Origin of the sequence: Acidithiobacillus sulfurivorans, assembly GCF_018853815.1 — a bacterium.
Taxonomy (GTDB): Bacteria; Pseudomonadota; Gammaproteobacteria; order Acidithiobacillales; family Acidithiobacillaceae; genus Acidithiobacillus; species Acidithiobacillus sulfurivorans.
Genome location: NZ_JAAOMP010000123.1, coordinates 1 through 23,171, shown reverse-complemented (window position 1 = coordinate 23,171; position 23,171 = coordinate 1). Strand labels below are relative to the sequence as shown.

The window sequence follows — 23,171 nt, the reverse complement described above, 5'->3', positions numbered from 1 at the left end:
ACTTTCAGACCTCCCTGCGCGAGCGCGTGCGCTTGCTTCAGGGAACACCCGCCAGCACCATCGACGCCATCATTCGCGAACGCCTGCAACTCAGTCCAGGAGCCAGGGAACTCATCCAGGCGGCCAAGGCGCAGGGTCTGGAAACCGGTGTGGTTTCCGGTGGATTCACCCAGTTTACCCGCAATCTCCAGGAAATGCTGGATCTGGATTATGCCTTTGCCAATACCCTGGAGATTGTCGATGGTAAAATCACCGGGCAGGTTTTGGGTGATATTGTCGATGCCAACGCCAAGGCTGACATTCTCGATTTGCTGGCCATCAGTGCCGGAACCGATGCCAGTCACTGCATTGCCATTGGCGATGGCGCCAATGATCTGCCGATGTTACGCAAGGCAGGTGTAGGTATTGCCTATCATGCCAAAGCGGTTGTCCGTGCCCAGGCCGATTTTCAGATTCGCTATGGCGGACTGGATACGGCAGCCCATTTTCTTGGCTGGTAGTGGTTAATCCATAGCTTTGCTGCTGGGAAAGATTCAGCAAATTATTGTTGCATCGTGTTTAGACTTATTCTATTATTGTTCATAGTGCAGAACACATCGTGATGCATTGTTTCCACAACCGCACAAGGAGATCGTTATGAAGCTTACCAGTATGGAAGGTAAATCGGTTCCACAAGCCACTTTTCGCACCCGCGTCGATAACCAATGGCGGGATATGAGCAGTGACAATCTCTTCAAGGGCAGAACTGTCGTGGTATTTTCATTACCCGGTGCTTATACCCCGACCTGTTCATCCAGCCATCTGCCTCGTTACAACGAATTGGCCCCGACTTTTCGGGAAAACGGTGTGGATGAAATTATCTGCCTTTCAGTGAACGATGCTTTTGTGATGGATGCCTGGGCCAAGGAACTAGGCGTAGAAAATATCCGTTTGATCCCCGATGGAAATGGTGATTTTACACAGGGTATGGGTATGCTGGTGGATAAAAGCGATTTGGGATTCGGTAAGCGTTCCTGGCGCTACTCCATGCTGGTCAAGGATGGCGTCATTACCAAAATGTTTATCGAGCCGGACAAGCCCGGTGATCCCTTTGAAGTTTCCGACGCAGATACCATGTTGCATTACATCAATGCCGAGGCCAAGGATCCGGAGTTTGTTACCGTATTTACGCGTGAAGGTTGTCCGCACTGCGCCCGGGCCAAAGCCCTGTTAAAAGAACGCAATATGGTTTTCGAGGAAATCCATACCGGCATGGGTACGGGCATCAGCTCGCGCAGTATTCGTGCAGTCAGTGGCCGCTCGACGGTACCCCAGGTGTTTATTGGCGGACGCCATATTGGTGGTGCAGATGATCTGGAGAAGTTTTTAGGTAAATAAATTTGTATTAATCTGAACCCGACAGCTGGTGGGGAAGCTTTTTGCTCCAACGTCCCTTGCCTGTTGTTCTAAGGCTCATCCTGCTGTCAGGAGAGAACTCGCCCTTTGGGCTCAAACAGCTCTCCTGACGGGCGCAAGATTTCACCAAGAACAACCACGGCGCGGGCCAAAGTCGCGGCAAAGCTTCCCCACCAGCTGTCGGGTTAACATCCAGAAAGCCGGAATAAACGCAGTAAAACAAGGAGAAATCAGCGTGAACCAGGATTATGATTTAATCGTCATTGGCGGCGGCAGTGGCGGCATTGCCACGGCCAACCGGGCAGCCAGCTATGGGGCCAAAACCGCACTGATCGCAGCAGGACCACTGGGAGGTACCTGCGTCAATGTCGGTTGTGTGCCTAAAAAAATCTTCTGGAATGCCGCTCACCTGGCCGAACAAATGCGGATGGCAGAAGACTATGGTTTTGATGCAGTCGCCTCCCGTTTTCATTGGGAACGGCTCAAGGCCAAAAGAGACGCGTATATTCATCGCCTCAATGGCCGCTATGCACAGGGACTGGATGGTAACGGCGTCACCTTGATTCGCGGACATGCCTGTTTTCATGGCGAAAATCAGGTGGAAGTAGATGGTAAAATTCTGCATGCCCCGCACATCCTCATCGCTACCGGTGGTCAACCCACCTGGCCGGATATTCCAGGGGCCGAGATGGGTATCAGTTCGGATGGTTTTTTTGAGTTGGAACACGCCCCGCGCTGTGTCGCCATTGTCGGAGCCGGTTATATTGCCGTGGAACTGGCTGGCGTTTTGCATGCTTTGGGCAGTGATGTATCACTGCTCATGCGACGCAAGCATTTTCTGAATGACTTCGAGCCAATGCTCCGTGAACATCTGATGGATGCCATGCTCCATCAGGGCATCAATTTGCTGGCCCAGCGTCAGGTGCGTGAGCTGGAAAAACGCCCTGACGGTTTATGCCTGCACTTTCAGGATGGAGACTGCCTGGGCGGACTGGATGCCGTCATTTGGGCCATTGGCAGACGTCCAAACAGTGCAGAACTGGGGCTGGAAAATGCGGGCATTACCAAAGACGCGCAAGGCTTTATTCCCGTGGATGCTTTCCAAAACACCGCTGTTCCCGGCATTTATGCGCTGGGCGACGTGACCAGCGCTCCCGCCCTGACCCCGGTGGCTATTGCTGCCGGGAGAAGACTGGCGGATCGTTTATTTAACCAGCAGTCCGAACGCCACCTGGATGCCACGCTCGTGCCGACGGTGGTCTTTAGCCATCCCCCCATCGCCACAGTAGGCCTCAGCGAAACGGCCGCGCGGGAAACTTACGGGGATGAAGCCGTCAAGGTTTATCAAACCCGTTTTACCCCCATGTTGCGGGCATTTTCCGAAGACCCTGAAAAAACCGCCATGAAACTGGTGACCGTAGGACGGGAAGAAAAAATTGTCGGTTTGCATGCCATTGGCGATGGCGTCGACGAAATGTTGCAGGGTTTTGCAGTAGCTTTACGCATGGGCGCCAGCAAGAAGGATTTTGACGATACCATCGCCATTCATCCCACCAGCTCGGAAGAGTTGGTCACTTTACGCTGAAAGCCCAAAAAGCAGATCCGATTGGCGATCTGCTACTTTGGCCGCTTGTTACTTGCGCCGACTGTGCAAATGTTTAAGTGCTTCCGGGCCTACTGAAACGCCACAATCGCATTGTGGGCAATCAGCCAGCAAAGGCACCGTACTCGCCAGAATCGCCCGGACTCTTTCCATGCCCTCATGCATGACGGCGTCAATGGCCTCCATGGTGATGGGCTCGCTGGATTTGCCAGCGGCCGGATTGACCACCAACGATAGTGGTGCGTAACAAAGACCGATCTCCCGGGCCAGGACCGCTTCCGGTGCTCCGGTCATGCCCACAATATCCCCGCCATCTTTTTCGATACGCCGAATTTCCGCAATGGTTTCCAGACGGGGACCTTGGGTAGCCGCATAGGTAGCCCCATCTACTACCCCCACTCCAGAGACTTTAGCCCCCTCTAAAAGACGTTCACGAATACGTCCGCAGTAGGGCTCGGAAAAATCAATATGGACCACCATGCTTTCGCCACCTTCAAAGAAAGTGCCAGGCCTTCCGCTGGTGTAGTCAATCAATTGGTCCGGAACACAAATCACCCCGGATTGCAGGGCTGCACTGATACCACCCACTGCCGCCACGGCAAGCACATGGGTCACGCCCACATGGTGCAAGGCCCAGATATTGGCACGATAATTCACCCGGTGCGGGGGAATGGTGTGCCCGTATCCGTGCCGAGCCAGGAAAACCACTTCCTGCCCGCCCAGATCACCAAAAGTCAGGGGACCCGAAGCCTCACCAAATGGCGTTCTCACCACCCGACGATTGTGGATCTGCAGATTATTGAGTCGCGTCAAACCACTTCCACCAATAATGCCGACCACACCCATTCAGTGATCCTCCGGGAGGAAAAAAATTCCTGGGGCATTACGACCCAGGCCTCGGGCATCCAGACCATAGCCAAACACGAACTGATCCGGAACCTCCAGACCGACATAATCCACCTGCAGATCAACAGATCGTGGCCGCATCTTGCGCACCATCACCGCCGTATGCACCGCCACAGCACCTTCTGCCATGCAATAATCCTGAATGGATTTGAGCGTAATACCTTCATCCAGAATATCATCCACCAGGAGCACAACAGCCCCTGAGAGAGACTCCTTGGGACGCGTACGCCATTGCAACTCGCCACCACTGATTTCTGAACCGTAGCGACTGACCTGTACACAATCCAGCGTCATGGGAAAATGCAAATGCGGCATGAGCTGGCCCACCACGACAATGGCGCCAGTCAATACACAAAGCAGCACCACTGGGCGATGTGGTGTCAGATGTTCAAGATCCTTATTAATGGCAACGGCCATCCTTTGGATGGCCGCTTCCACCTCTTCCGCGCTGAACAGATGTTCAGCGGGCCCCAGATGGGTAGGTGTCATCTTGGCATCAATACGTAAAGGTGACCACGTCGTCGTCCATGGCCTGCTCAATCACATAAGCGCCACCGACCACGTCAGATACTTCAGGAATCAAATCTTCCTTGGTGCAGTCCCATAATTCCAGAGTCGGGGTGCAGACAAAAAACTTTACGCCAGCCTCATGGGCATCCTTGATGAAATCGTAGACGCTTTTGGGACTGCCAGGCATCACGAACATTTTTTCCGCCACGCCTTTTTTGGCCAACTCACCGGCACGGGCGGTCAACACCACTTCCACGTCAAAATCCATTGCGGCAGCAACGGTAGCCTGAAAGAAAGGCGCGCCCAGTTCCTGGGGGTTGGAAGGGTCGGTGTTTACCATAACCATCAACAATTTATCAGCCATCTGTATCTCCTTAAGAATTCGGTCTGCACATCATAGCCGTCCCGACCTGCAACCGCACCATGAAATGATTGATTACACCATAAAAAGTCACGTGTTGAACACTGAGATCAGATGTTCTCTTCTTCTTCCAACAGCACTCCCCGGCGGGCACGTGTACTTCTGGTAAGGATGTCCCGCTCGTCGGCCAGAGCCCGTTTGGCTACCTGGATAGCCTCCAGCAAATCCTCACGTTTGGATTCCATCATATCTCCGCCAGCATCCATCAATCGAGCGGTTTTTTCCTGAATTTCATCAATCAACACCGCAATGCGTTCTTCCGCCAAAGATTCGAGGTTGTAAAAACGCTCTCTACCCTTGTCCATCGCCTTACGCAATTCCTGGCGGGTTTCCGCACCGCTGGCTGGTGCCAGCAACAAAGCGCCTACTGCACCTACCAGAATCCCCACTACAAAACCTTCTGCGTTTCTCATGGCTTTTCTCCTCGCCGTTTCCGGCTTTAACGTTTTCGTGAAAAATAGCGCCAGCCTGTTCGCAAAGCCCGATACCACATACCGAGTTCCTGTACAGGCTGTACCAGGGTTTCGGTGGTTTCCATGATTTCCCGACTGAGATATTTCATGGTGGAATCCACCCGATTCATTTGCGCCCGCCCCACCTGGGTCATTTTCTTGAAATCTACCAAGGCCGACTTCAGCTCAAAAATCAGGGGGCCAACATCCTGTTCAGCACGGGCCAGCAATCTTTCCAAACGCAAAAAGGTCCGAATAAATACGCCCGCAGTCACCGCAATGATCAGCAAAATAATGATCAAGACAACGGCAATAACGGTAATGCCTGCGTTAATACCCATTATTCCTCCCTACGTTTTGAAATTTTCCGGCAGCCAGCCTGTGGCTTCCATAAGCCCCGCAGCAACCCGCATATATAACCATTATAGGCAGTAACAGCGCACCGGGTAAAATAACACCCATTTTATCCACCCCCACCATGGAAATGCTGCCACAAAATCAGTAACAGCAAAGCAACACCGACGCTGCTCAAAACAAAAACGGCTGCCGCCCCACAATCCTTGGCGCGAGCAACCAGGGGATGAAATTCGGGACTGACCAGATCCGCCAGCGACTCTACTGCACTATTCAATAACTCGGTAGCCAACAGCATGGCCATCAGCAGCAAAGCCAAGCCCCACCACCATAAAGAGACCTGTGCCCAAATCAAAAACACCCCGGCTGCCACCACCGCCCACAATTCTGCGCGAAAACTGGCTTCTTCCCGCGCGGCAATCCTCAGCCCGCGCAGAGCATATAGAGCGCGCTGCCAGATGGGTTTATTTTTATTCACCATCCCCCCTGCTCACGCAAAGACAAGGGTTCACCTTCACCGACAATAAAATGATCGAGCAAACGCAACTCCAGTAACTGCATAGCACTTTCCAGACGCCGGGTCAGTGCGAGATCAGCAGAGCTCGGCTCAGCCACGCCGGAAGGATGGTTATGCGCCACAATCAAGGCGGAAGCATTCAGCTCCAGCGCGCGCTTCACCACTTCGCGAATATGGACTGTCGCAGCATCTATAGTCCCCAAAAACATTTCTTCGAGCTTTAAAACCCGATGGCGATGATCCAGAAAAATGACAGCGAATATTTCCCGGCCGCGATCGCGCAGACTGGCCGACAAATACTGGCGAACGCGTTGTGGGGAATCCAGACAACTACCCCGCTGCCAATCTTCTGCCAGATGCCGTCGCCCCATCTCCAATACCGCCTGCAGTAAAGCATATTTCGCATCACCCATACCATGATGCGCACAAAACTGATCCCGGGTAGCGGTCAGCAAGGCCCGCAACCCACCAAAACTTTGCAGTAATTCGCGAGACACATCCACTGCACTTTTGCCTTTCACACCAATCCGCAGGAAAATTGCCAAAAGCTCGGCATCAGACAAACTTTGAGCCCCTTTCTGTAATAATCTTTCTCGCGGCCGCTCGTCCACCGGCCAATCAGTAATAGCCATTTGCTCCCTCCTTCCCTTAAACTGGGAATATCATGATAGAAACCCTATTCAACACGACCGAGCCCCTGGCTGGCAAACGAATTCTGCTGGGGATATGTGGCAGCATTGCTGCCTATAAAAGTCCGGAAATAGTCCGCCATTTGCTGCGCCTGGGTGCCGAAGTCCGCGTCGTCATGACTCAAGGTGCCAAGCAGTTTGTTACCCCCATCACTTTACAAGCCCTGAGTGGTCAGCCGGTACGCCAGGATTTATTTGCCGCCGAGGAAGAAGCCGCAATGGATCATATTCGCCTGGCGCGCTGGCCGGATGCCATTATTGTGGCGCCGGTGACGGCAAATAGTCTTGCCCGCTTTTCCCTGGGTCTTGCCGATGATCTACTCAGTACCCTGCTGCTGGTCACGCGCGCACCCATTTTTCTTGCTCCGGCCATGAACGCCAGTATGTGGTCACATCCTGCCACCCAAGGGCATGTCCAGCGACTGCTTGAATTTGGCACCCAATTTCTGGGCCCTGATGCCGGGGTTTTAGCTTGTGGCGAAGAAGGCGCGGGACGAATGCTGGAACCAGAGCAGATAGTTGCCCAACTACGTCTGGCCCTGGCCGGCAAAACGCTTTCTGGAAAGCAAATACTGATTACAGCAGGCCCCACCTGGGAAAGCATGGATCCAGCCCGGGGACTAACCAACCGGGCAAGCGGTAAACAAGGATTTGCCCTGGCTCAGGCTTGTGCCGAAGCCGGTGCGCAGGTACGACTCATCAGCGGCCCCAGTCATGAACAAACACCGCCGGGGGTGCTGCGTGAAGATGTCACATCGGCTCAGGAAATGCTGGAGGCCTGCCTGCATAGCCTGGAAACACCCACGGATTTATTGATCGCCAATGCGGCAGTTGCGGACCATCGGCCCACTCTGCAAAGCCCACATAAAACGCCCAAATCAGCGGTAGCTGATCAGATTGCGTTAACGCTGAATCCAGATATCGTGTCCAGCATCCATCGTCATCCCCAACGTCCACGCGTCATTGTCGCCTTTGCCGCAGAAACCCGGGATCATTTAGATTCAGCACGCGCCAAGGCATCTCGCAAGGGGGCCGATACCATCATTGTCAACGACATCAGCAGCAGCACGACTGGAATGGGCAGTGAAATCAATGCCTGCACCCTACTCCACGATAAAACGCAAATAGAAATTCCAGCTTGCCGTAAAATTGATATGGCAAGAACACTCATCCGTCACATCAGCAAAATCCACTTCGCCAGCGAGGCTCAGCATTCCCGTGACTAAATTGCAAATTCGCATCCTCGACCCGCGCATTGGTAAACAATGGCCTTTACCCCATTATGCCAGCGCTGACGCCGCCGGAATGGATTTACGCGCCTGCCTGGATGAGCCCCTGCATCTGTCGGCAAACACCGTGGAGTTAGTATCAGCAGGCTTTGCCATGCATATCGCTGATCCCGGAATCACCGCACTCCTGTTACCCCGCTCCGGTCTTGGACATAAGGGACTGGTATTGGGAAATCTGACAGGCCTCATTGATGCGGATTACCAGGGACCCATAAAAATGTCTCTATGGAACCGCAGTCGAGAAGAAATTATCATTGAACCGGGAGAACGGGTCGCGCAGATGGTTCTGGTACCCGTTATTCGTCCCGAAATTCTGGTGGTGGATGAGTTTGCTGCCACAGAGAGGGGTAGTGCCGGATTTGGCAGTACCGGACAGCAATAATTCAGTGATCTATTTTTTCGGCATATATACAGCGCAATACCCATGGGGACTAATTTTACCGGACACTACCTTGCAGGCCCCATCTTCGTTGGGCTTGGCTCCTGCGATAAAAAATTTGCAATTGCTGCACATTTCCTTGCCGTTGGGGTGGGTAACATACTGCACTGAGGCCTGACTGGCTTTACTGGTTGCTGCCTCCGCAATATTGGACAGCATTGCCGGTGCCACTGCGGCCACCAAAACCACCTTACCACTCGACCGGAACCATTCACGACGGGTCAACTTCTTCATACACTTCTCCTATTAGCTTGGGTATCGAAGAACAAGCACAACGATACCAAACTACTATAGTACATAGTCATGTTGAATGTGTAGCACGGAGCTTGAAAAAAGGCACAAAAAAACGGCCCCGATTTTCATCATGGGCCGATTTGGGTTTAAAAAACCTTGTAGAGCGATATCAGGCGGTGGCAGCCTGACGGTCGACCAACTCAACAATAGCCAGAGGTGCATTGTCACCAGCTCGGAAGCCATATTTCACAATACGCAAATAACCACCTGGACGCGCAGCATAATGTGGGCCGAGATCATCAAAAAGCTTGACCACGGCCTGACGATCACGCAAGCGCGAAAAAGCCAGGCGACGTTTGGCAACCGTGGCATCCTTCGCCAAGGTTATCATCGGTTCGGCAAAGCGACGTAGCTCTTTGGCCTTTGGAAGCGTTGTGACAATACGCTCATGATGAAACAAGGACACCATCATGTTGGCAAACATGGCCTGCCGATGGCTGCTATTTCTATTTAGTTGCTTACCACTTTTGCGATGACGCATAACCCATTCCCTCTACCAAATTCTGAACATTAGCCGTTAACATCAACGTCTGCGCCGCGCCCGGAAATGGGCGGCAGGTTCTCCGGCGGCCAGTTTTCAACACGCATACCCAGACTGAGGCCATGGGCCACCAGCACTTCCTTGATTTCAGTGAGTGATTTTTTGCCGAGATTAGGAGCTTTCAATAGTTCCTGTTCGGATTTTTGAACCAGATCACCAATGTAAAAAATATCTTCTGCTTTGAGACAATTGGCAGAACGAACCGTCAGCTCAAGGTCGTCCACCGGACGTATCAGCAAGGGCATCAGATCCTGGCCGTTTTGAACCTGTGAAACTTCAGGCTCCTGCTGGTTTTCAGCACCAGCCAAAACGCCCAACTGGCTACGCAGAATCCGTGAGGCCTCCTGAACCGCCCAAACCGGATCAACTACGCCGTTGGTTTCCACATCCAGGACCAAGCGATCCAGATCAGTACGCTGTTCTACACGGGCACTTTCGACCTGATAACTGACTTTCAAAACCGGACTGAAACTAGCATCCAACGCCATCACACCAATGCGTTTCTCATGATTCTGACGCCGGGTAGCCGCAGCATCATAGCCGCGACCATCGTCAATTCGCAGATGCATGACCAGTTCTACATCCCGGGTCAAAGTAGCAATGACCTGATCAGGATTGGCCACTTCAATACCATGCTCAGAAACAATATCTGCACCAGTCATCAAACCCGGGCCACGCTTACGCAATGTAACCATCACATCACTGTGTCCCTGGGAGCGAACCGCAAGCATTTTCAAATTGAGGAGGATATCTACGACATCTTCCTGCACCCCTTCGATGCTGGAATATTCGTGCAGAACACCCTCAATCTCCACCTCGGTCACTGCCGCTCCCTTCAGCGAAGAGAGCAGAATACGCCGCAAACCACTGCCCAAGGTGTGACCAAAGCCACGCTCCAGAGGGCCCAAAGACAGGCGCGCACGACGTGCGGAAATTTCTTCAACTTCTACGCCCTGCGGACGTAACAAATCACCTACATCAGTCATAAGCGTTCCTCAACCCCCGGTCTTACTTAGAGTACAACTCCACGACGACCTGTTCGTTCAAATCCGGTGCGATATCTTCACGCGCCGGTACGGCTTTAATTGTTGCACTGAGTGTGGTGGCATCCATGCTCACCCATTCAGGGAACCCGCGACCACTAGCAGCTTCAACCGCAGCTACAATCCGTACATGTTGACGGGCAGATTCAGCCACACTCACCACATCGCCGGCACGGACCTGATAGGATGGAATATCCACGCGCCGACCATTAACCAGAATATGACCATGGCGAACAACCTGGCGCGCTTCCGCACGCGAAGATCCAAATCCAAGTCGGTACGCAACATTGTCCAGGCGCAGCTCGAGCAGACGCAGCAGCGTCTCACCGGTTACACCCCGGGTCTGACTGGCCCGCTCGAAATAACGTCGGAACTGACCTTCTAGAACACCATAAATGCGCCGAATTTTCTGCTTTTCACGCAGCTGACCGCCGTATTCGCTGACTCTACCACGACGCTGACCATGCTGGCCTGGCGCATAGGCACGAATGCTTACTGGACATTTGTCGGAAAAGCATTTCTCACCTTTCAGAAAGAGCTTGCCGCCTTCACGACGGCACAAACGACAACTGGGACCCGTATATTTAGCCACTAACTACCTCCACCTAAAAATTAAACACGCCGCTTTTTAGGCGGACGGCAGCCGTTATGGGGAATCGGCGTGACGTCGCGAATACTCGCAATGCGGAAGCCGATGGAATGCAGCGCACGAACGGTACTTTCCCGACCGGGCCCAGGGCCGCGCACTTCTACATCCAGATTTTTGACACCATATTCCTGAGCTTTTTTACCTGCATTTTCCGCTGCCACCTGAGCGGCAAAAGGGGTGCTTTTGCGCGACCCACGAAAACCGGAGCCACCAGAACTGGCCCAAGTCAGGACATTTCCCTGACGGTCACTGATGGTAATGATGGTGTTATTGAAAGACGCATATATATGCGCTACTCCATCAAGTACGTTTTTCTTTACTTTCTTCCGCACACGGGAGTTTGTCTGAGTTTTCGCCATTACTGGAATCTTCCTAGTTAACGAGTGATCGATTTGGCAGGACCCTTACGTGTCCGTGCGTTCGTCTTGGTACGCTGGCCGTGAACAGGAAGTCCACGACGATGCCGAATACCGCGATAACAACCAAGATCCATCAATCGTTTGATGTTCATGGTTACCTCACGACGGAGATCACCTTCCACCAGAAACTTGGCGACCTCAGCCCGAATGCGTTCCAGCTCGGGTTCGCTGATGTCCTTGACGCGCATATCAAAAGCAATATCAGCTGCAGACAAAATACTCTGCGAACGAGTTCTGCCGATACCATAAATATACGTCAAAGCAATTTCTATTTGCTTGTTGTTTGGAATATTAACACCAGCGATGCGGGCCATCCGCAATTCCTCCAAAAGACTAAGTGGGTCGACCCCACAGACTGATAAATTTAGTCGCCTTAACCTTGACGTTGTTTGTGACGGGGTTCCACACAAATGACCCGCACTACACCGTTACGACGGACTATCTTGCAATTACGACAGAGCTTTTTTACTGACGCCCGAACTTTCATTACAACCCCCTATTTGGCACGATATATAATGCGACCCTTGGTTAAATCATAGGGCGTCATTTCTACAGTCACCTTATCTCCTGGCAAAATACGGATATAATGCATACGCATTTTACCGGATATATGTGCATTCACTACATACCCATTTTCGAGACGCACCTTAAAAGTTGCACTCGGCAGGTTTTCAATCACTTCGCCCTGCATTTCCAGAGTATCTTCTTTAGACATCTAATCTTTTTCCCTCACCGCTTCCACGATTCTGGCAAACACTTCATCCGCCTCACCATGACCATCAATCAGATGGTAGGCTGGCCGATCGTGATAATAAGCGATCAAAGGAGCTGTTTCCGCCTGATAAACGGCCAGGCGCTTTCTGATCACATCCGGATGGTCATCTTCACGCTGGACCAGACTGCCCCCACATAGATCACATACAGAACTGACCAATGAAGGATGATAACGTTCATGATAAATGGCACCACAACCAGAACAGACACGCCGCCCTGAAAGTCGCTCTACAATTTCCTCATCATCCAGCGCAATATGCAGTACAGCAGATACATCTCCACCGGCATCCTGCAATAGTTGGTCTAGCGCATTCGCTTGATGTACTGTGCGCGGAAAGCCGTCGAATATCACTCCGGCAGCCGCATCTTCCAACCTCAAACGCTCTGCAACAATACCAATGATAATGTCGTCGCTCACCAATGCTCCAGAATCCATCACTGCAGCAGCACGACGTCCAATATCACTACCAGACTGAACAGAGGCGCGGAGCATATCACCGGTAGAAACATGAGGCAAGCCTAAATATTGAGCCAGGCGCTGAGCCTGTGTACCCTTACCGGCTCCGGGGGCACCCAAAAATATGAGGTGTCTGGCCAAACTCAACGTCCGCTCAGGGGATTCTTACGAATCAACCCTTCATATTGATGCGTGAGCAGATGGCTTTGAATCTGACCCATAAGATCCATCATCACTACAACCACAATCAGCAGACTGGTGCCACCCAGATAGAAAGGCACGTTGTACTGAACAATGAGAAATTCCGGCAACAAGCATACCAGTGTCAGGTAAATGGCTCCCCAAAGGGTCAGACGGGTTAAAATCCTGTCCATGTAACGGGCAGTATGTTCACCAGGCCTGATCCCGGGCACAAATGCACCGGATTTTTTGAGGTTATCGGCCGTATCTCTCGGATTGAATACCATTGCTGTATAGAAGAAGGCAAAGAACACAATCGCCGTCGTAAATACGACGACATAAAGCGCAGAACCCGGACTCAAGGCCTGACCGAAGCGCGCCAACCATTCCATACCTGGAACATTGGCAAACCACCCCGAAAGCGTAGCTGGCAACAATAAAATGCTGGTGGCAAAAATCGGTGGAATAACGCCACTCATATTCACCTTGAGGGGCATGTGCGTACTTTGTCCGCCATAAATTTTGCGTCCAACCTGGCGCTTGGCATATTGAATAGGAACACGTCTTTGGGCGCTTTCCATAAACACTACAAACGCAGTAACCAGAAGGGCCAGAACAAATAACGCAACCACAAACAGCGGCTGGAATTGCCCGGTTTGCATCAATTCAAAGGTGGTCCCGATAGCATCAGGAAGTCCAGCGACAATCCCCGCGAAAATGATCAGCGATATGCCATTGCCAATGCCGCGCTCGGTGATTTGCTCACCAATCCACATGAGGAAAACGGTACCACAGGCCAGGGAAATAGTCGTGGTAAACAAAAACAAAGGACCTGGGTCAATCACTACCGGAACATGACCGGCGTGCATTTTTTCAATAGCAACTGCAATACCCAGTCCCTGCATGAGTGCAAGTCCAACCGTCGCATAACGCGTGTATTCGGTGATTTTTCTTCGACCTGACTCGCCCTCTTTTTTTAGTTCTTCCAGCTTTGGGAAAACAGAACCGGCCAATTGGAAAATAATGGAAGCACTGATATAGGGCATGATACCCAATGCAAAAACCGTCAAGCGCGACAGAGCACCACCGGAGAACATGTTGAACATGCCGAGAATTGTGCCGCGCTGCTCATTGAAAAAAGAAGCCATAGCGGCAGGGTCAATACCCGGCACCGGAATATGCGCACCAATACGAAAAACCAACAAGGCACCCAGCAAAAACAAAATGCGGTTGCGTAATTCATTGATCTTACCAGCACCCTGTGCGGCACCCGCAATGTTACGCAACCCGGCCATTATTCTTCGACCTTTCCGCCAGCACTTTCAATCGCAGTCTTGGCTCCCGCACTGACTCGCAATCCACGCACGGTAATGGCTTGGCTTAATTCGCCCGTCATAATAACCTTAACCACATCCGGACGGCCCCGAACAATGCGCCGCAACAGTAGTCCTTCCATGTCTACCACACCATCAATCGCCGCATTTTCCAGCTGCGACAAGGTCACCTCGCAAGTACGGGCACCAAAGTTATTCCGAAATCCTCTTTTAGGAATACGGCGTTGCAAGGGCATCTGACCGCCCTCAAAACCAACCTTGTGGTAACCACCTGAGCGCGCATGTTGGCCCTTGTGACCACGACCTGCGGTTTTACCGAGGCCACTTCCAATGCCACGTCCGACACGACGTCGATCTTTCTTGGCGCCCTCTGCAGGCGCTATCGTATTTAATTTCATGACAACTCTTCCCAGCGCAATAGGTAAGGCACTTTATTGACCATGCCACGAATTTCTGGCGTATCAGGACGTTCAACGGTATGGTTGGTGCGGCGCAAACCAAGGCCGACAACAACACGGCGATGTTTCTCAGTCACACCAATTAAACTTTTGACCAGAGTGATGCGTAACTGTTTACTCATCATGACCTCCCTCACCACGAATTTCCTTCAGGCTTTTGCCACGCTTCATGGCGATGGCCTGGGGGCTGGAAAGTTTGTTGAACGCATCAAAAGTTGCGCGGACCACATTGATAGGATTATTGGAACCTAGGGACTTAGCCACCACGTTGCGCAATCCTACTGCCTCACAGACAGCGCGCATGGCACCACCAGCAATAACCCCACTACCTTCTGGGGCAGGACGCAACATGACGCGAGCAGCACCATGACGACCCTCAACCGGGTAAGGAATTGTGCCACCACGCATCAATGGGATTTGCGTCATCCAACGACGAGCCTGGTCTGTGGCTTTCTGGATTCCCGCAGGAACCTCCTTGGCTTTACCACGACCAAAGCCGACCTTACCATCACCATCACCGACGACCATCAGTGCCGCAAAACCAAATTGCCGACCGCCCTTGACCACCTTAGATACACGATTGATATGAATCAGCTTTTCCTGCATACCATCGCTGGGCTGAGCATCACGATTTTCCCTTGCCATTTTTCAGATCTCCGTCAGAACGACAACCCGCCCTCACGGGCGGCGTCGGCCAGGGCTCGCACCCGACCATGATAACGATAACCGCTTCGGTCAAAGGCAACTTCCTTCACACCAGCAGCCAATGCTTTGGCGGCAACCCGCTGACCGATGGTCACTGCAGCCGCCACATCGGCACCACGCGGCATGGCTGCACGCAACTCACCTTCCACACTGGATGCCTGGGCAATGACGACCCCCTTGGAATCGTCAATGACCTGTGCATAGATGTGCTTTCCAGAACGAAAGACGCATAGTCTTGGTTTGGCCTGAGATGCAATCCGGGCACGGGTTTTACGTGCACGACGGAGTCTGGATGTATTTTTATTCATGATTACCTGCCTCAACCATTATTTCTTCTTGGCTTCTTTACGACGGACATTTTCACCTGCATACCGCACACCTTTACCCTTGTAAGGCTCAGGAGGACGATACGCACGAATGTCTGCGGCAATTTGCCCAATTTTCTGCTTATCAATACCCTTGATCACGATTTCTGTCTGGGTCGGAGTTTCAATCGTAATATCGTCAGGCACCGGATAATCTACAGGATGTGAAAATCCCAGACTCAAGCTCAGGGTTTTGCCTTTCGCTTGCGCACGATAACCCACACCGATAATTTCGAGTTTCTGCTCAAAGCCTACCGAGACACCATGCACCATATTATTTAACAAGGCGCGCATTGTGCCGGCAAAAGCATTTTGCCCTTCAGCCCAGGCTAAAGTAGCGACACCATCGTCCACTTGCAGCGTCACACTGGAGTGAAACGGCGTGGACATCTGACCTTTGGGGCCTTTCACATGCAAATGCTTATCAGCCACATGAACTTCCACACCTTTAGGAAGAGTAACAGGCTGTTTCCCTACTCGAGACATACTGAATCTCCCTTTAAGAGACTACGCAGAGTACTTCACCACCAATCCCGGCAGTACGTGCCGCACGATCAGTCATGATTCCCTGCGAAGTGGAAATGATGGCAATGCCAAATCCATCCCGAACCTTGGGAAGATCATCAGCACCCCGATAAATACGCACACCCGGTCGACTTACACGACGGATTTCGGCAATAACCCCAGCTCCAGCATAATACTTAAGAGTCAGGTTCAGAACCGGATGACCATCCTGAGTTTCTTCCCGGAAATCGGTAATATAACCTTCTTCAACCAGAACGCGAGCAATGGCGCGTTTCAGTTTTGAAGCAGGCATTAAGACTTTCGCTTTATTTACTTGTTGCGCATTTCGAATGCGCGTAAGCATATCAGCAATAGGATCCGTTACGCTCATCGTGTTTCCTCACCAGCTCGCTTTGACAATACCGGGAATTGAACCCGCCGAGGCATGCTTACGCAGGCACAAACGACACAAGCCAAATTTCCGATAGTAACCACGTGAACGTCCGCACAATTTGCAACGGTGGTACGCACGCACCTTAAACTTTGGGGTCCTTTCGGACTTTGCTATCAATGATTTTTTTGCCACGCGTCAAACTCCCTTCAAGGCCGGAAGGGCATCTTGAAGGCTTTTAACAGCCCAAGGCCCTCTTCATCATTCTTGGCGGTGGTAGTGAACACCACGTCCAACCCGCGCAAACGATCAATTTTATCATATTCAATTTCAGGGAATATGATTTGTTCTTTCACACCCAAGGTGTAGTTTCCACGGCCGTCAAAAGATTTTGGTGACAGACCACGGAAATCGCGAATACGGGGAATAGCTACCGTTACCAGGCGATCGAGAAACTCATACATCACCAGACCACGTAAAGTCACCATGCAACCAATTGGATAACCATCCCGAATTTTAAAAGCAGCAACCGATTTACGGGCACGGGTAACCACTGGCTTCTGACCTGCAATTTTAGTCATGTCACCAACGGCTGCTTCAAGAATCTTCTTGTCACCTACCGCTTCACCCACACCCATATTCAAGGTGATTTTGAGAATCTTGGGTACTTCCATCACGCTTTGATAACCGAAATCCTGCATCAGCTTGGGGGCGATGGCGCTTTTGTACAAAGTATGTAAACGTGCTTCCATTTTATATTTTACCCTTAACGGCCGCTGATAACTTCGCCGCTGCTTTTGAAAACCCGAACCTTACGTTCGCCTTCCAGCGTTTTATAACCAACTCTGTCTGCAGTTCCCGCAGTAGCATTGAAAATAGCCACATTGGAAATATGAAGTGGTGCTTCTTTTTCGACAATGCCGCCAGGCTTGCCCATACGGTCGGGTCGAACGTGACGCTTGATCATGTTCACCTTTTCCACCAGCACCCGTGAATCGTTACGAAGGACTTTCAGCACCTTACCGCGCTTACCTTTATCCTTACCGGCCAAAATCACGACTTCATCATCCTTACGCAACTTCAACATGGTCATCCCCTACAGCACTTCTGGCGCTAACGAAATTATTTTCATGAAATTAGCCCCGCGCAATTCACGGGTTACCGGTCCAAAAATACGCGTACCGATAGGCTGCAACTGATTGTTAAGCAACACCGCTGCATTGGTATCAAAGCGGATCAAGGAACCGTCCTCACGACGAACACCTTTGCGAGTACGGACCACCAGAGCATTGTAAACATCGCCCTTTTTGACCTTCCCACGAGGGACCGCATCCTTGATGCTGACCTTAATGACATCGCCAATGTCCGCATAACGCCTGTGCGAGCCGCCGAGAACCTTGATGCACATCACTTCCCGCGCACCACTGTTGTCCGCTACGCTTAATCTAGTCTGCATCTGAATCATGCGTTATCTCCTTCGACAACACCCTGGCTGAGCACATTCACCAGACGCCAGCTTTTGGTTTTAGACAAGGGCCGACATTCTTCAATTTTTACCGTGTCACCAATGTGGCAGGCATTATCAGCGTCGTGCGCATGAAACTTTTTGGAACGACGAATATATTTTTTGTAAAGCGGATGCTGGATACGTCTTTCGACCAAAACCACAATGGTTTTATCCATACGGTCGCTAACAACAGTGCCAACGAGACTACGGGGGTTTTTTACTTCACTCATCACTGCACTCCCTTCTTGGCACTAATCGCTGTACGCACACGGGCAATATCTCTGCGCACTGTACGCAAACGGGTGGTCTTAGCGAGCTGACCAGTAGCATGCTGCATGCGTAATTTGAACTGCTCTTCCAGCAATTGCATGAGTTCAGTCTGGCAGCCAGCCAGATCCAGTTTTTGTGTTTCTTGCGCTTTCATCCCATCACCCGCCGACTTACAAATACGGTCTGCATTGGAAGTTTGGCCGCACCCAGAGCAAAAGCTTCGCGGGCCACTTCCTCACTGACACCTTCCATTTCATAAAGGACTTTACCAGGCTGGATCAGTGCTACCCAATATTCAGGATTACCCTTACCTTTACCCATACGGACTTCTGCCGGCTTTTTACTGATGGGCTTGTCGGGGAAAATACGGATCCAGATCCGACCGCCACGTTTTACATGACGGCTAATGGCACGTCGCGCAGCTTCTAACTGACGTGCAGTAATTCTTCCCCGGCCAACGGCTTTAAGACCAAATTCGCCAAAGCTTACCTTACTCCCACGCGTCGCTATGCCGCGATTACGTCCCTTGTGTTGTTTACGAAACTTCGTACGTTTAGGCTGCAGCATCTGAAGCTCCCGTTACTTCTGGTGAGCACCGGTATTTTGTACCGTGCTCCATTCCAGAATTTCGCCCTTAAAAATCCATACCTTGACGCCAATAATACCGTAGGTGGTTTTCGCCTCAGCGAAACCGTAATCAATATCGGCACGTAGAGTGTGCAAAGGTACCCGCCCTTCCCGATACCATTCAGTACGAGCAATTTCTGCCCCACCCAAACGACCGGCACAATTAATGCGCATACCCAGCGCTCCGAAACGCATGGCATTGGTAACGGCTCTTTTCATCGCCCGTCGGAACATGATTCGACGTTCCAACTGTTGGGCAACACTTTCAGCAACCAGTTGCGCATCGAGCTCGGGCTTACGAATTTCTTCGACATTAATATGAACCGGAACGCCCATGCGCTTCTGCACATCATGACGCAACTTTTCGATATCTTCACCCTTTTTACCGATTACGATACCAGGTCGCGCAGTATGTACCGTGATCCGCGCACTCTTTGCAGGACGTTCGATAATAATATCGGAAACAGCTCCACCGGAAAGTCGCTCGCGAATGAACTGGCGGATTTTTATATCTTCCAGCAGTTTTTCCTGGAAATCGCCCTTCCCGTACCAACGGGAGTTCCAATTCTTAATGATTCCCAGACGCAGTCCGACTGGATTGGTTTTTTGTCCCATAGCTTCCTCAGTTAACTCTCTGCGACCACAATCGTGATATGGCTGGTCCGTTTCAGGATCCGTGAGCCCCGACCTTTTGCCCGGGCCGCAAAGCGCTTCAGTACCGCACCACCGTCAATCAGAATCTGTTCGACGAAAAGGGCGTCCACATCGGCACCTTCATTGTTTTCTGCATTAGCAATTGCTGATTCGAGACATTTACGAATGGGCAATGCTGCTTTCTTGTTGGTAAACTGCAAAATCTCCAAAGCCTTGTCTACCGGTTTGCCGCGCACCAGATCAGCAACCAGTCGCGCTTTCTGGGGAGACATCTGAAGTCCTTTAAGTACTGCTGATGATTTCATCTGATTCCCCTTTATCGCTTGGCTTTTTTGTCAGCCACGTGACCTTTGAAGGTCCGTGTCAGTGCAAATTCACCGAGCTTGTGGCCGACCATATTTTCGTTGACCACTACAGGAATGTGCTGACGACCATTATGTACACTGATGGTCAAACCGATGAAATCAGGGGTAATAGTGGAACGACGCGACCATGTTTTGATCGGGCGCCGGCTACTACTCGCCTGTGCACTTTGTACTTTACGGTCCAGATGTTCATCAATGAACGGACCTTTTTTAATGGAACGTGGCACGTCAAATCCCCTTAACCACTAACGCGAACGACGTCGTACAATCATATTGCTTGTACGCTTGTTTTTACGGGTACGATACCCCTTGGTCGGTTGCCCCCAAGGTGAAACCGGGTGCCGACCACCGGAAGTGCGACCTTCACCACCACCGTGGGGGTGATCTACCGGGTTCATTACCACACCACGTACGGTTGGACGAACTCCACGCCAACGTGTGGCACCAGCCTTACCCAACTGCTGAGATCCGTGTTCTTCATTACCGACCTCACCAATGGTAGCGCGGCAGGATACATGAATTCGACGCACTTCGCCAGAGCGCAAACGTAATTGAGCATATTCCCCGTCACGCGCCATGAGCTGAGCTGATGCACCTGCCGAACGGGCAATCTGCCCACCCTTGCCCGGACGCATTTCAATATTGTGCACCACCGAACCTACCGGGATACCGCGCAGAGGCATACAGTTCCCGGGCTTGATGGGCGTTTGATCAGCAGAAAGAATGGGGTCACCGACATTCATACCTTTGGTGGCCAGAATGTAACGACGTTCTCCGTCAACATAACAAACGAGCGCAATATGCGCCGAACGATTGGGATCGTATTCCAGACGTTCCACTTTACCAGGAACGTCAAACTTATTGCGCTTAAAATCAATAAGCCGGTAGTGTGACTTGTGCCCACCACCTTGGTGACGACGGGTGATTCGGCCATGATTATTACGGCCGCCACTATGTGACTGGGATTCCACCAACGTCGGATACGGGTCCCCTTTATGCAGGCGCGTATCTACGCTTTTAACGACAAAACGTCGACCTGCAGAGGTGGGTTTGGTTTTAATCAATGCCATTTTTTAGATCCTTTCCTCAGGCCACGCCGTAGTCAATGCTGTTGCCTTCGGCCAGACGTACATAAGCCTTTTTCCAGGAAGAGCGGCGGCCAACGTGCCGTCCCATACGCTTTTCCTTGCCCATGTAATTGCAGGTTTGAACAGACAACACCTGAACTTCAAATAGTTTCTCAACAGCTGACTTAATTTCAAGCTTGGTAGAGTCGCGCGCCACTTTGAATACAAACTGGTTCGACTGCTGCTGCACCATGGTGCTTTTTTCACTGATGACCGGGGCCAAAAGGACCAGATATTTACGTTCTGCGTTCATCCGTACACCTCACCTAATTTCATGACTGCGTCCTGATCCATCAGCACACGGCCATATTGGAGAAGATCTGCAGGACCTATATCCTGCCAGCCGGCAATACCGATTCTCGGGAAATTGCGCAAGCTTAAGAATAAATTGACTGGCACTTCTCCCATGACCAGGAGAAAATCCGTACCACCGGCCTGATCAATCCAATCACGCGCATTCTTACTGCGTGCTTCGGAAAAATCTTCCTGCTGAATAATCTGCAACCGCCCCTGGCGCAACAACTCCGCCAAGACCGTACGCATGGCACCTGCCCACATCTTTTTATTGACCTTTTGATGATAGTTTTCACCACCAGCAGGGAATACCCGACCACCACCGCGCCAGATTGGGCTGCGCGTTGTACCAGCGCGCGCACGACCGGTACCCTTTTGCTTCCAGGGTTTACGTCCACCACCGCGCACGGCAGAACGATTCTTCTGGTGCGCAGTGGCAGCCCGCATACCAGCCTTTTGCGCCACAACCACCTGGTGCAACAGCGCTTCGTTGTAGGGAACGTCAAAAACACCGTCGGCAATTTCAACCGGGCTGTTTTTGCCGCTGGCAATTTCCAGACTTTGGACTTGCATATTTATCTCTCCTAACCGCGCACTGCATGACGCACGATGACATCACCATCGCGAGCACCAGGTACAGCACCTTTGATCATCAGCAAATGCCGAGCTTCATCAATGCGCACCAATTCGAGGTTCAGCATGGTAACCTGTTCATCACCTAAATGACCGGCCATCTTCTTGCCCTTGAATACCCGCCCGGGGGTCTGCCGGCAACCAATGGAGCCCGGTGCATTATGCGCCCGTGAGTTACCGTGACTGGCGCGGTTACTACGGAAATTATGGCGCTTGATGGCCCCAGCAAAACCTTTACCTTTACTGGTACCAGTTACATCGACTTTTTGACCAGCAGTAAACACATCAAGACCAATCTCACTACCGCTGCTGTATGCTCCGGTATCATCAACCCGGAACTCTCTCAACAAGCGACCGGGGACTACACCACTTTTACGGAAGTGTCCTGCCAGTGCAGACGTTACCCTTTGGGGACGTCGTTCACCGCAGGCTACCTGAACGGCACAGTAACCATCAGTGGCGATATCTTTAATCTGGGTCACCTTGTTCGGTGCCACATGAATGACGGTTACCGGCAAAACCCGTCCATCATCGGAGATGATGCGCGTCATACCTACTTTCCGTCCGATCAGACCCATTACCATTTTCTTGTCCTTTCTAAAATTACAGCTTGATCTCGACGTCGACACCCGCTGCAAGATCCAGCTTGATCAGCGCATCTACGGTTTTATCATTGGGATCGAGAATATCCAGCAAACGCTTATGAGTCCGCTGTTCAAACTGATCCCGGGCGTTCTTGTCCACATGCGGTGAACGCAACACCGTGAAGCGCTCGATCTTGGTGGGCAGTGGAATAGGACCACATACCCGTGCCCCGGTCCGCCGCGCTGTTTCAACGATTTCTGCTGCAGAAATATCCAACATGCGGTAATCGTAAGATTTCAAGCGAATACGAATTTTTGAACTGTCCATTATTCGACCACCTTGGAAACGACGCCGGCACCCACCGTACGGCCGCCTTCACGCACCGCAAAGCGCAAACCTTCTTCCATCGCAATCGGGGCA

Annotated in this window: 44 protein-coding genes; 5 read left to right on the top strand and 39 right to left on the bottom strand. The window is 51.6% G+C overall.

What is annotated here, in order from left to right:
• From serB to gorA, 3 genes are all read left to right on the top strand, one after another.
• Window positions 1-500: phosphoserine phosphatase SerB (gene serB, locus HAP95_RS11285; protein WP_215884305.1), on the top strand; the 500-nt coding region annotated here is incomplete at its 5' end.
• A 136-nt stretch (window positions 501-636) separates the two neighbouring features.
• On the top strand, window positions 637-1,377 hold the full coding sequence (locus HAP95_RS11280) for a glutathione peroxidase (protein WP_215884304.1): 741 nt from the start codon (window positions 637-639) through the stop codon (window positions 1,375-1,377).
• Between the two features lie 253 nt (window positions 1,378-1,630).
• The gene (gorA, locus tag HAP95_RS11275; RefSeq protein ID WP_215884303.1) at window positions 1,631-2,980 is read left to right on the top strand and encodes a glutathione-disulfide reductase; all 1,350 of its coding nucleotides are present in this window, start codon (window positions 1,631-1,633) and stop codon (window positions 2,978-2,980) included.
• 48 nt (window positions 2,981-3,028) lie between these two features.
• On the opposite strand, the gene HAP95_RS11270 is transcribed toward gorA, so the two are convergent.
• From HAP95_RS11270 to radC, 7 genes are all read right to left on the bottom strand, one after another.
• Window positions 3,029-3,844 carry an S-methyl-5'-thioinosine phosphorylase gene (locus HAP95_RS11270; protein WP_215884302.1) on the bottom strand — a complete coding sequence of 272 codons (816 nt, stop codon included), beginning with the start codon at window positions 3,842-3,844 and terminating at the stop codon, window positions 3,029-3,031.
• Window positions 3,845-4,444: a hypoxanthine-guanine phosphoribosyltransferase gene (locus HAP95_RS11265; protein ID WP_226832736.1), complete on the bottom strand. Its 600-nt coding sequence runs from the start codon at window positions 4,442-4,444 to the stop codon at window positions 3,845-3,847.
• Window positions 4,401-4,778: a DsrE family protein gene (locus tag HAP95_RS11260; RefSeq protein ID WP_010641460.1), complete on the bottom strand. Its 378-nt coding sequence runs from the start codon at window positions 4,776-4,778 to the stop codon at window positions 4,401-4,403. The genes HAP95_RS11265 and HAP95_RS11260 overlap by 44 nt, the downstream gene beginning before the upstream one ends.
• A 107-nt stretch (window positions 4,779-4,885) precedes the next feature.
• Window positions 4,886-5,248 carry a YtxH domain-containing protein gene (locus HAP95_RS11255; protein ID WP_215884301.1) on the bottom strand — a complete coding sequence of 121 codons (363 nt, stop codon included), beginning with the start codon at window positions 5,246-5,248 and terminating at the stop codon, window positions 4,886-4,888.
• A gap of 26 nt (window positions 5,249-5,274) precedes the next feature.
• Entirely contained in the window at window positions 5,275-5,628 is a 354-nt protein-coding gene (locus HAP95_RS11250) for a hypothetical protein (RefSeq protein ID WP_215884300.1), read from the bottom strand.
• A gap of 122 nt (window positions 5,629-5,750) precedes the next feature.
• The gene (locus tag HAP95_RS11245) at window positions 5,751-6,122 is read right to left on the bottom strand and encodes a diacylglycerol kinase (RefSeq protein WP_226832735.1); all 372 of its coding nucleotides are present in this window, start codon (window positions 6,120-6,122) and stop codon (window positions 5,751-5,753) included.
• Window positions 6,116-6,790 carry a RadC family protein gene (gene radC / locus HAP95_RS11240; protein WP_215884299.1) on the bottom strand — a complete coding sequence of 225 codons (675 nt, stop codon included), beginning with the start codon at window positions 6,788-6,790 and terminating at the stop codon, window positions 6,116-6,118. Before radC ends, HAP95_RS11245 begins: the two co-directional genes overlap by 7 nt.
• Before the next feature lie 32 nt (window positions 6,791-6,822).
• Here radC and coaBC point away from each other — a divergent pair, with 32 nt between their 5' ends.
• Window positions 6,823-8,073, top strand: coding sequence for a bifunctional phosphopantothenoylcysteine decarboxylase/phosphopantothenate--cysteine ligase CoaBC (coaBC, locus tag HAP95_RS11235; protein ID WP_215884298.1), 1,251 nt, complete (start codon window positions 6,823-6,825; stop codon window positions 8,071-8,073).
• Window positions 8,066-8,518 carry a dUTP diphosphatase gene (gene dut, locus HAP95_RS11230; RefSeq protein ID WP_215884297.1) on the top strand — a complete coding sequence of 151 codons (453 nt, stop codon included), beginning with the start codon at window positions 8,066-8,068 and terminating at the stop codon, window positions 8,516-8,518. The genes coaBC and dut overlap by 8 nt, the downstream gene beginning before the upstream one ends.
• 9 nt (window positions 8,519-8,527) lie before the next feature.
• Here the strand turns inward: dut and HAP95_RS11225 are convergent, their stop codons facing one another.
• The 32 genes from HAP95_RS11225 to HAP95_RS11070 all read right to left on the bottom strand — a co-directional run bounded on the left by HAP95_RS11225 (window position 8,528) and on the right by HAP95_RS11070 (window position 23,158).
• Window positions 8,528-8,809 carry a high-potential iron-sulfur protein gene (locus tag HAP95_RS11225; protein ID WP_215884296.1) on the bottom strand — a complete coding sequence of 94 codons (282 nt, stop codon included), beginning with the start codon at window positions 8,807-8,809 and terminating at the stop codon, window positions 8,528-8,530.
• A gap of 169 nt (window positions 8,810-8,978) precedes the next feature.
• The gene (gene rplQ, locus HAP95_RS11220; protein ID WP_193649853.1) at window positions 8,979-9,350 is read right to left on the bottom strand and encodes a 50S ribosomal protein L17; all 372 of its coding nucleotides are present in this window, start codon (window positions 9,348-9,350) and stop codon (window positions 8,979-8,981) included.
• Between the two features lie 29 nt (window positions 9,351-9,379).
• A complete protein-coding gene (locus HAP95_RS11215; RefSeq protein ID WP_215884295.1) occupies window positions 9,380-10,396 on the bottom strand; it encodes a DNA-directed RNA polymerase subunit alpha in 1,017 nt (338 codons plus the stop codon).
• 22 nt (window positions 10,397-10,418) lie between these two features.
• Window positions 10,419-11,045 (bottom strand): 30S ribosomal protein S4, encoded by a 627-nt coding sequence (gene rpsD, locus HAP95_RS11210; protein ID WP_215884294.1) that lies wholly within the window; start codon window positions 11,043-11,045, stop codon window positions 10,419-10,421.
• 20 nt (window positions 11,046-11,065) lie between these two features.
• Window positions 11,066-11,461, bottom strand: coding sequence for a 30S ribosomal protein S11 (gene rpsK, locus HAP95_RS11205; protein ID WP_010639656.1), 396 nt, complete (start codon window positions 11,459-11,461; stop codon window positions 11,066-11,068).
• 17 nt (window positions 11,462-11,478) lie between these two features.
• Window positions 11,479-11,835: a 30S ribosomal protein S13 gene (gene rpsM / locus HAP95_RS11200; RefSeq protein ID WP_010639657.1), complete on the bottom strand. Its 357-nt coding sequence runs from the start codon at window positions 11,833-11,835 to the stop codon at window positions 11,479-11,481.
• A 59-nt stretch (window positions 11,836-11,894) separates the two neighbouring features.
• Window positions 11,895-12,008 (bottom strand): 50S ribosomal protein L36, encoded by a 114-nt coding sequence (gene rpmJ, locus HAP95_RS11195; protein ID WP_009568281.1) that lies wholly within the window; start codon window positions 12,006-12,008, stop codon window positions 11,895-11,897.
• Between the two features lie 9 nt (window positions 12,009-12,017).
• Window positions 12,018-12,236: a translation initiation factor IF-1 gene (gene infA, locus HAP95_RS11190; RefSeq protein WP_010639668.1), complete on the bottom strand. Its 219-nt coding sequence runs from the start codon at window positions 12,234-12,236 to the stop codon at window positions 12,018-12,020.
• Window positions 12,237-12,899, bottom strand: a complete 663-nt coding sequence (locus tag HAP95_RS11185; RefSeq protein ID WP_215884293.1) for an adenylate kinase — start codon at window positions 12,897-12,899, stop codon at window positions 12,237-12,239.
• Window positions 12,896-14,227 carry a preprotein translocase subunit SecY gene (gene secY / locus HAP95_RS11180; RefSeq protein ID WP_193649849.1) on the bottom strand — a complete coding sequence of 444 codons (1,332 nt, stop codon included), beginning with the start codon at window positions 14,225-14,227 and terminating at the stop codon, window positions 12,896-12,898. Before secY ends, HAP95_RS11185 begins: the two co-directional genes overlap by 4 nt.
• On the bottom strand, window positions 14,227-14,664 hold the full coding sequence (rplO, locus tag HAP95_RS11175) for a 50S ribosomal protein L15 (RefSeq protein ID WP_215884292.1): 438 nt from the start codon (window positions 14,662-14,664) through the stop codon (window positions 14,227-14,229). The genes secY and rplO overlap by 1 nt, the downstream gene beginning before the upstream one ends.
• Window positions 14,661-14,846: a 50S ribosomal protein L30 gene (gene rpmD / locus HAP95_RS11170; protein WP_142089591.1), complete on the bottom strand. Its 186-nt coding sequence runs from the start codon at window positions 14,844-14,846 to the stop codon at window positions 14,661-14,663. The genes rplO and rpmD overlap by 4 nt, the downstream gene beginning before the upstream one ends.
• A complete protein-coding gene (gene rpsE, locus HAP95_RS11165) occupies window positions 14,839-15,369 on the bottom strand; it encodes a 30S ribosomal protein S5 (RefSeq protein WP_193649847.1) in 531 nt (176 codons plus the stop codon). The genes rpmD and rpsE overlap by 8 nt, the downstream gene beginning before the upstream one ends.
• 14 nt (window positions 15,370-15,383) lie before the next feature.
• Window positions 15,384-15,737 (bottom strand): 50S ribosomal protein L18, encoded by a 354-nt coding sequence (gene rplR / locus HAP95_RS11160; protein ID WP_215884291.1) that lies wholly within the window; start codon window positions 15,735-15,737, stop codon window positions 15,384-15,386.
• 18 nt (window positions 15,738-15,755) lie between these two features.
• Complete coding sequence (gene rplF, locus HAP95_RS11155; protein WP_215884290.1) at window positions 15,756-16,280, bottom strand: 50S ribosomal protein L6; 525 nt, start codon at window positions 16,278-16,280, stop codon at window positions 15,756-15,758.
• 13 nt (window positions 16,281-16,293) lie between these two features.
• Window positions 16,294-16,689, bottom strand: a complete 396-nt coding sequence (rpsH, locus tag HAP95_RS11150; protein WP_010639682.1) for a 30S ribosomal protein S8 — start codon at window positions 16,687-16,689, stop codon at window positions 16,294-16,296.
• A gap of 9 nt (window positions 16,690-16,698) precedes the next feature.
• Entirely contained in the window at window positions 16,699-16,884 is a 186-nt protein-coding gene (locus HAP95_RS11145; RefSeq protein ID WP_010639684.1) for a type Z 30S ribosomal protein S14, read from the bottom strand.
• Between the two features lie 14 nt (window positions 16,885-16,898).
• The gene (gene rplE, locus HAP95_RS11140) at window positions 16,899-17,441 is read right to left on the bottom strand and encodes a 50S ribosomal protein L5 (protein WP_010639686.1); all 543 of its coding nucleotides are present in this window, start codon (window positions 17,439-17,441) and stop codon (window positions 16,899-16,901) included.
• A gap of 14 nt (window positions 17,442-17,455) precedes the next feature.
• Window positions 17,456-17,776 carry a 50S ribosomal protein L24 gene (rplX, locus tag HAP95_RS11135; RefSeq protein ID WP_215884289.1) on the bottom strand — a complete coding sequence of 107 codons (321 nt, stop codon included), beginning with the start codon at window positions 17,774-17,776 and terminating at the stop codon, window positions 17,456-17,458.
• Between the two features lie 9 nt (window positions 17,777-17,785).
• Window positions 17,786-18,154 (bottom strand): 50S ribosomal protein L14, encoded by a 369-nt coding sequence (rplN, locus tag HAP95_RS11130; RefSeq protein WP_010639690.1) that lies wholly within the window; start codon window positions 18,152-18,154, stop codon window positions 17,786-17,788.
• The gene (gene rpsQ / locus HAP95_RS11125) at window positions 18,151-18,426 is read right to left on the bottom strand and encodes a 30S ribosomal protein S17 (protein WP_010639691.1); all 276 of its coding nucleotides are present in this window, start codon (window positions 18,424-18,426) and stop codon (window positions 18,151-18,153) included. The genes rplN and rpsQ overlap by 4 nt, the downstream gene beginning before the upstream one ends.
• Window positions 18,426-18,620, bottom strand: coding sequence for a 50S ribosomal protein L29 (gene rpmC, locus HAP95_RS11120; protein ID WP_215884288.1), 195 nt, complete (start codon window positions 18,618-18,620; stop codon window positions 18,426-18,428). The genes rpsQ and rpmC overlap by 1 nt, the downstream gene beginning before the upstream one ends.
• Window positions 18,617-19,033, bottom strand: a complete 417-nt coding sequence (rplP, locus tag HAP95_RS11115) for a 50S ribosomal protein L16 (protein WP_215884287.1) — start codon at window positions 19,031-19,033, stop codon at window positions 18,617-18,619. The genes rpmC and rplP overlap by 4 nt, the downstream gene beginning before the upstream one ends.
• A 12-nt stretch (window positions 19,034-19,045) precedes the next feature.
• Window positions 19,046-19,708, bottom strand: a complete 663-nt coding sequence (gene rpsC, locus HAP95_RS11110; protein WP_215884286.1) for a 30S ribosomal protein S3 — start codon at window positions 19,706-19,708, stop codon at window positions 19,046-19,048.
• 11 nt (window positions 19,709-19,719) lie between these two features.
• Window positions 19,720-20,052: a 50S ribosomal protein L22 gene (rplV, locus tag HAP95_RS11105; protein WP_010639697.1), complete on the bottom strand. Its 333-nt coding sequence runs from the start codon at window positions 20,050-20,052 to the stop codon at window positions 19,720-19,722.
• Window positions 20,053-20,063: 11 nt separating this feature from the next.
• The gene (gene rpsS / locus HAP95_RS11100; RefSeq protein WP_010639699.1) at window positions 20,064-20,339 is read right to left on the bottom strand and encodes a 30S ribosomal protein S19; all 276 of its coding nucleotides are present in this window, start codon (window positions 20,337-20,339) and stop codon (window positions 20,064-20,066) included.
• 18 nt (window positions 20,340-20,357) lie between these two features.
• Window positions 20,358-21,182, bottom strand: coding sequence for a 50S ribosomal protein L2 (gene rplB, locus HAP95_RS11095; protein ID WP_215884285.1), 825 nt, complete (start codon window positions 21,180-21,182; stop codon window positions 20,358-20,360).
• A gap of 16 nt (window positions 21,183-21,198) precedes the next feature.
• Window positions 21,199-21,492 (bottom strand): 50S ribosomal protein L23, encoded by a 294-nt coding sequence (rplW, locus tag HAP95_RS11090; RefSeq protein ID WP_010639703.1) that lies wholly within the window; start codon window positions 21,490-21,492, stop codon window positions 21,199-21,201.
• Window positions 21,489-22,106, bottom strand: a complete 618-nt coding sequence (gene rplD / locus HAP95_RS11085) for a 50S ribosomal protein L4 (RefSeq protein ID WP_215884284.1) — start codon at window positions 22,104-22,106, stop codon at window positions 21,489-21,491. The genes rplW and rplD overlap by 4 nt, the downstream gene beginning before the upstream one ends.
• An 11-nt stretch (window positions 22,107-22,117) precedes the next feature.
• Window positions 22,118-22,750, bottom strand: a complete 633-nt coding sequence (gene rplC, locus HAP95_RS11080; RefSeq protein ID WP_215884283.1) for a 50S ribosomal protein L3 — start codon at window positions 22,748-22,750, stop codon at window positions 22,118-22,120.
• A 19-nt stretch (window positions 22,751-22,769) separates the two neighbouring features.
• Window positions 22,770-23,078, bottom strand: a complete 309-nt coding sequence (gene rpsJ, locus HAP95_RS11075; protein ID WP_012536086.1) for a 30S ribosomal protein S10 — start codon at window positions 23,076-23,078, stop codon at window positions 22,770-22,772.
• Window positions 23,078-23,158: an EF-Tu C-terminal domain-related protein gene (locus tag HAP95_RS11070; protein ID WP_215858375.1), complete on the bottom strand. Its 81-nt coding sequence runs from the start codon at window positions 23,156-23,158 to the stop codon at window positions 23,078-23,080. The genes rpsJ and HAP95_RS11070 overlap by 1 nt, the downstream gene beginning before the upstream one ends.
• Window positions 23,159-23,171: the final 13 nt, after the last annotated feature.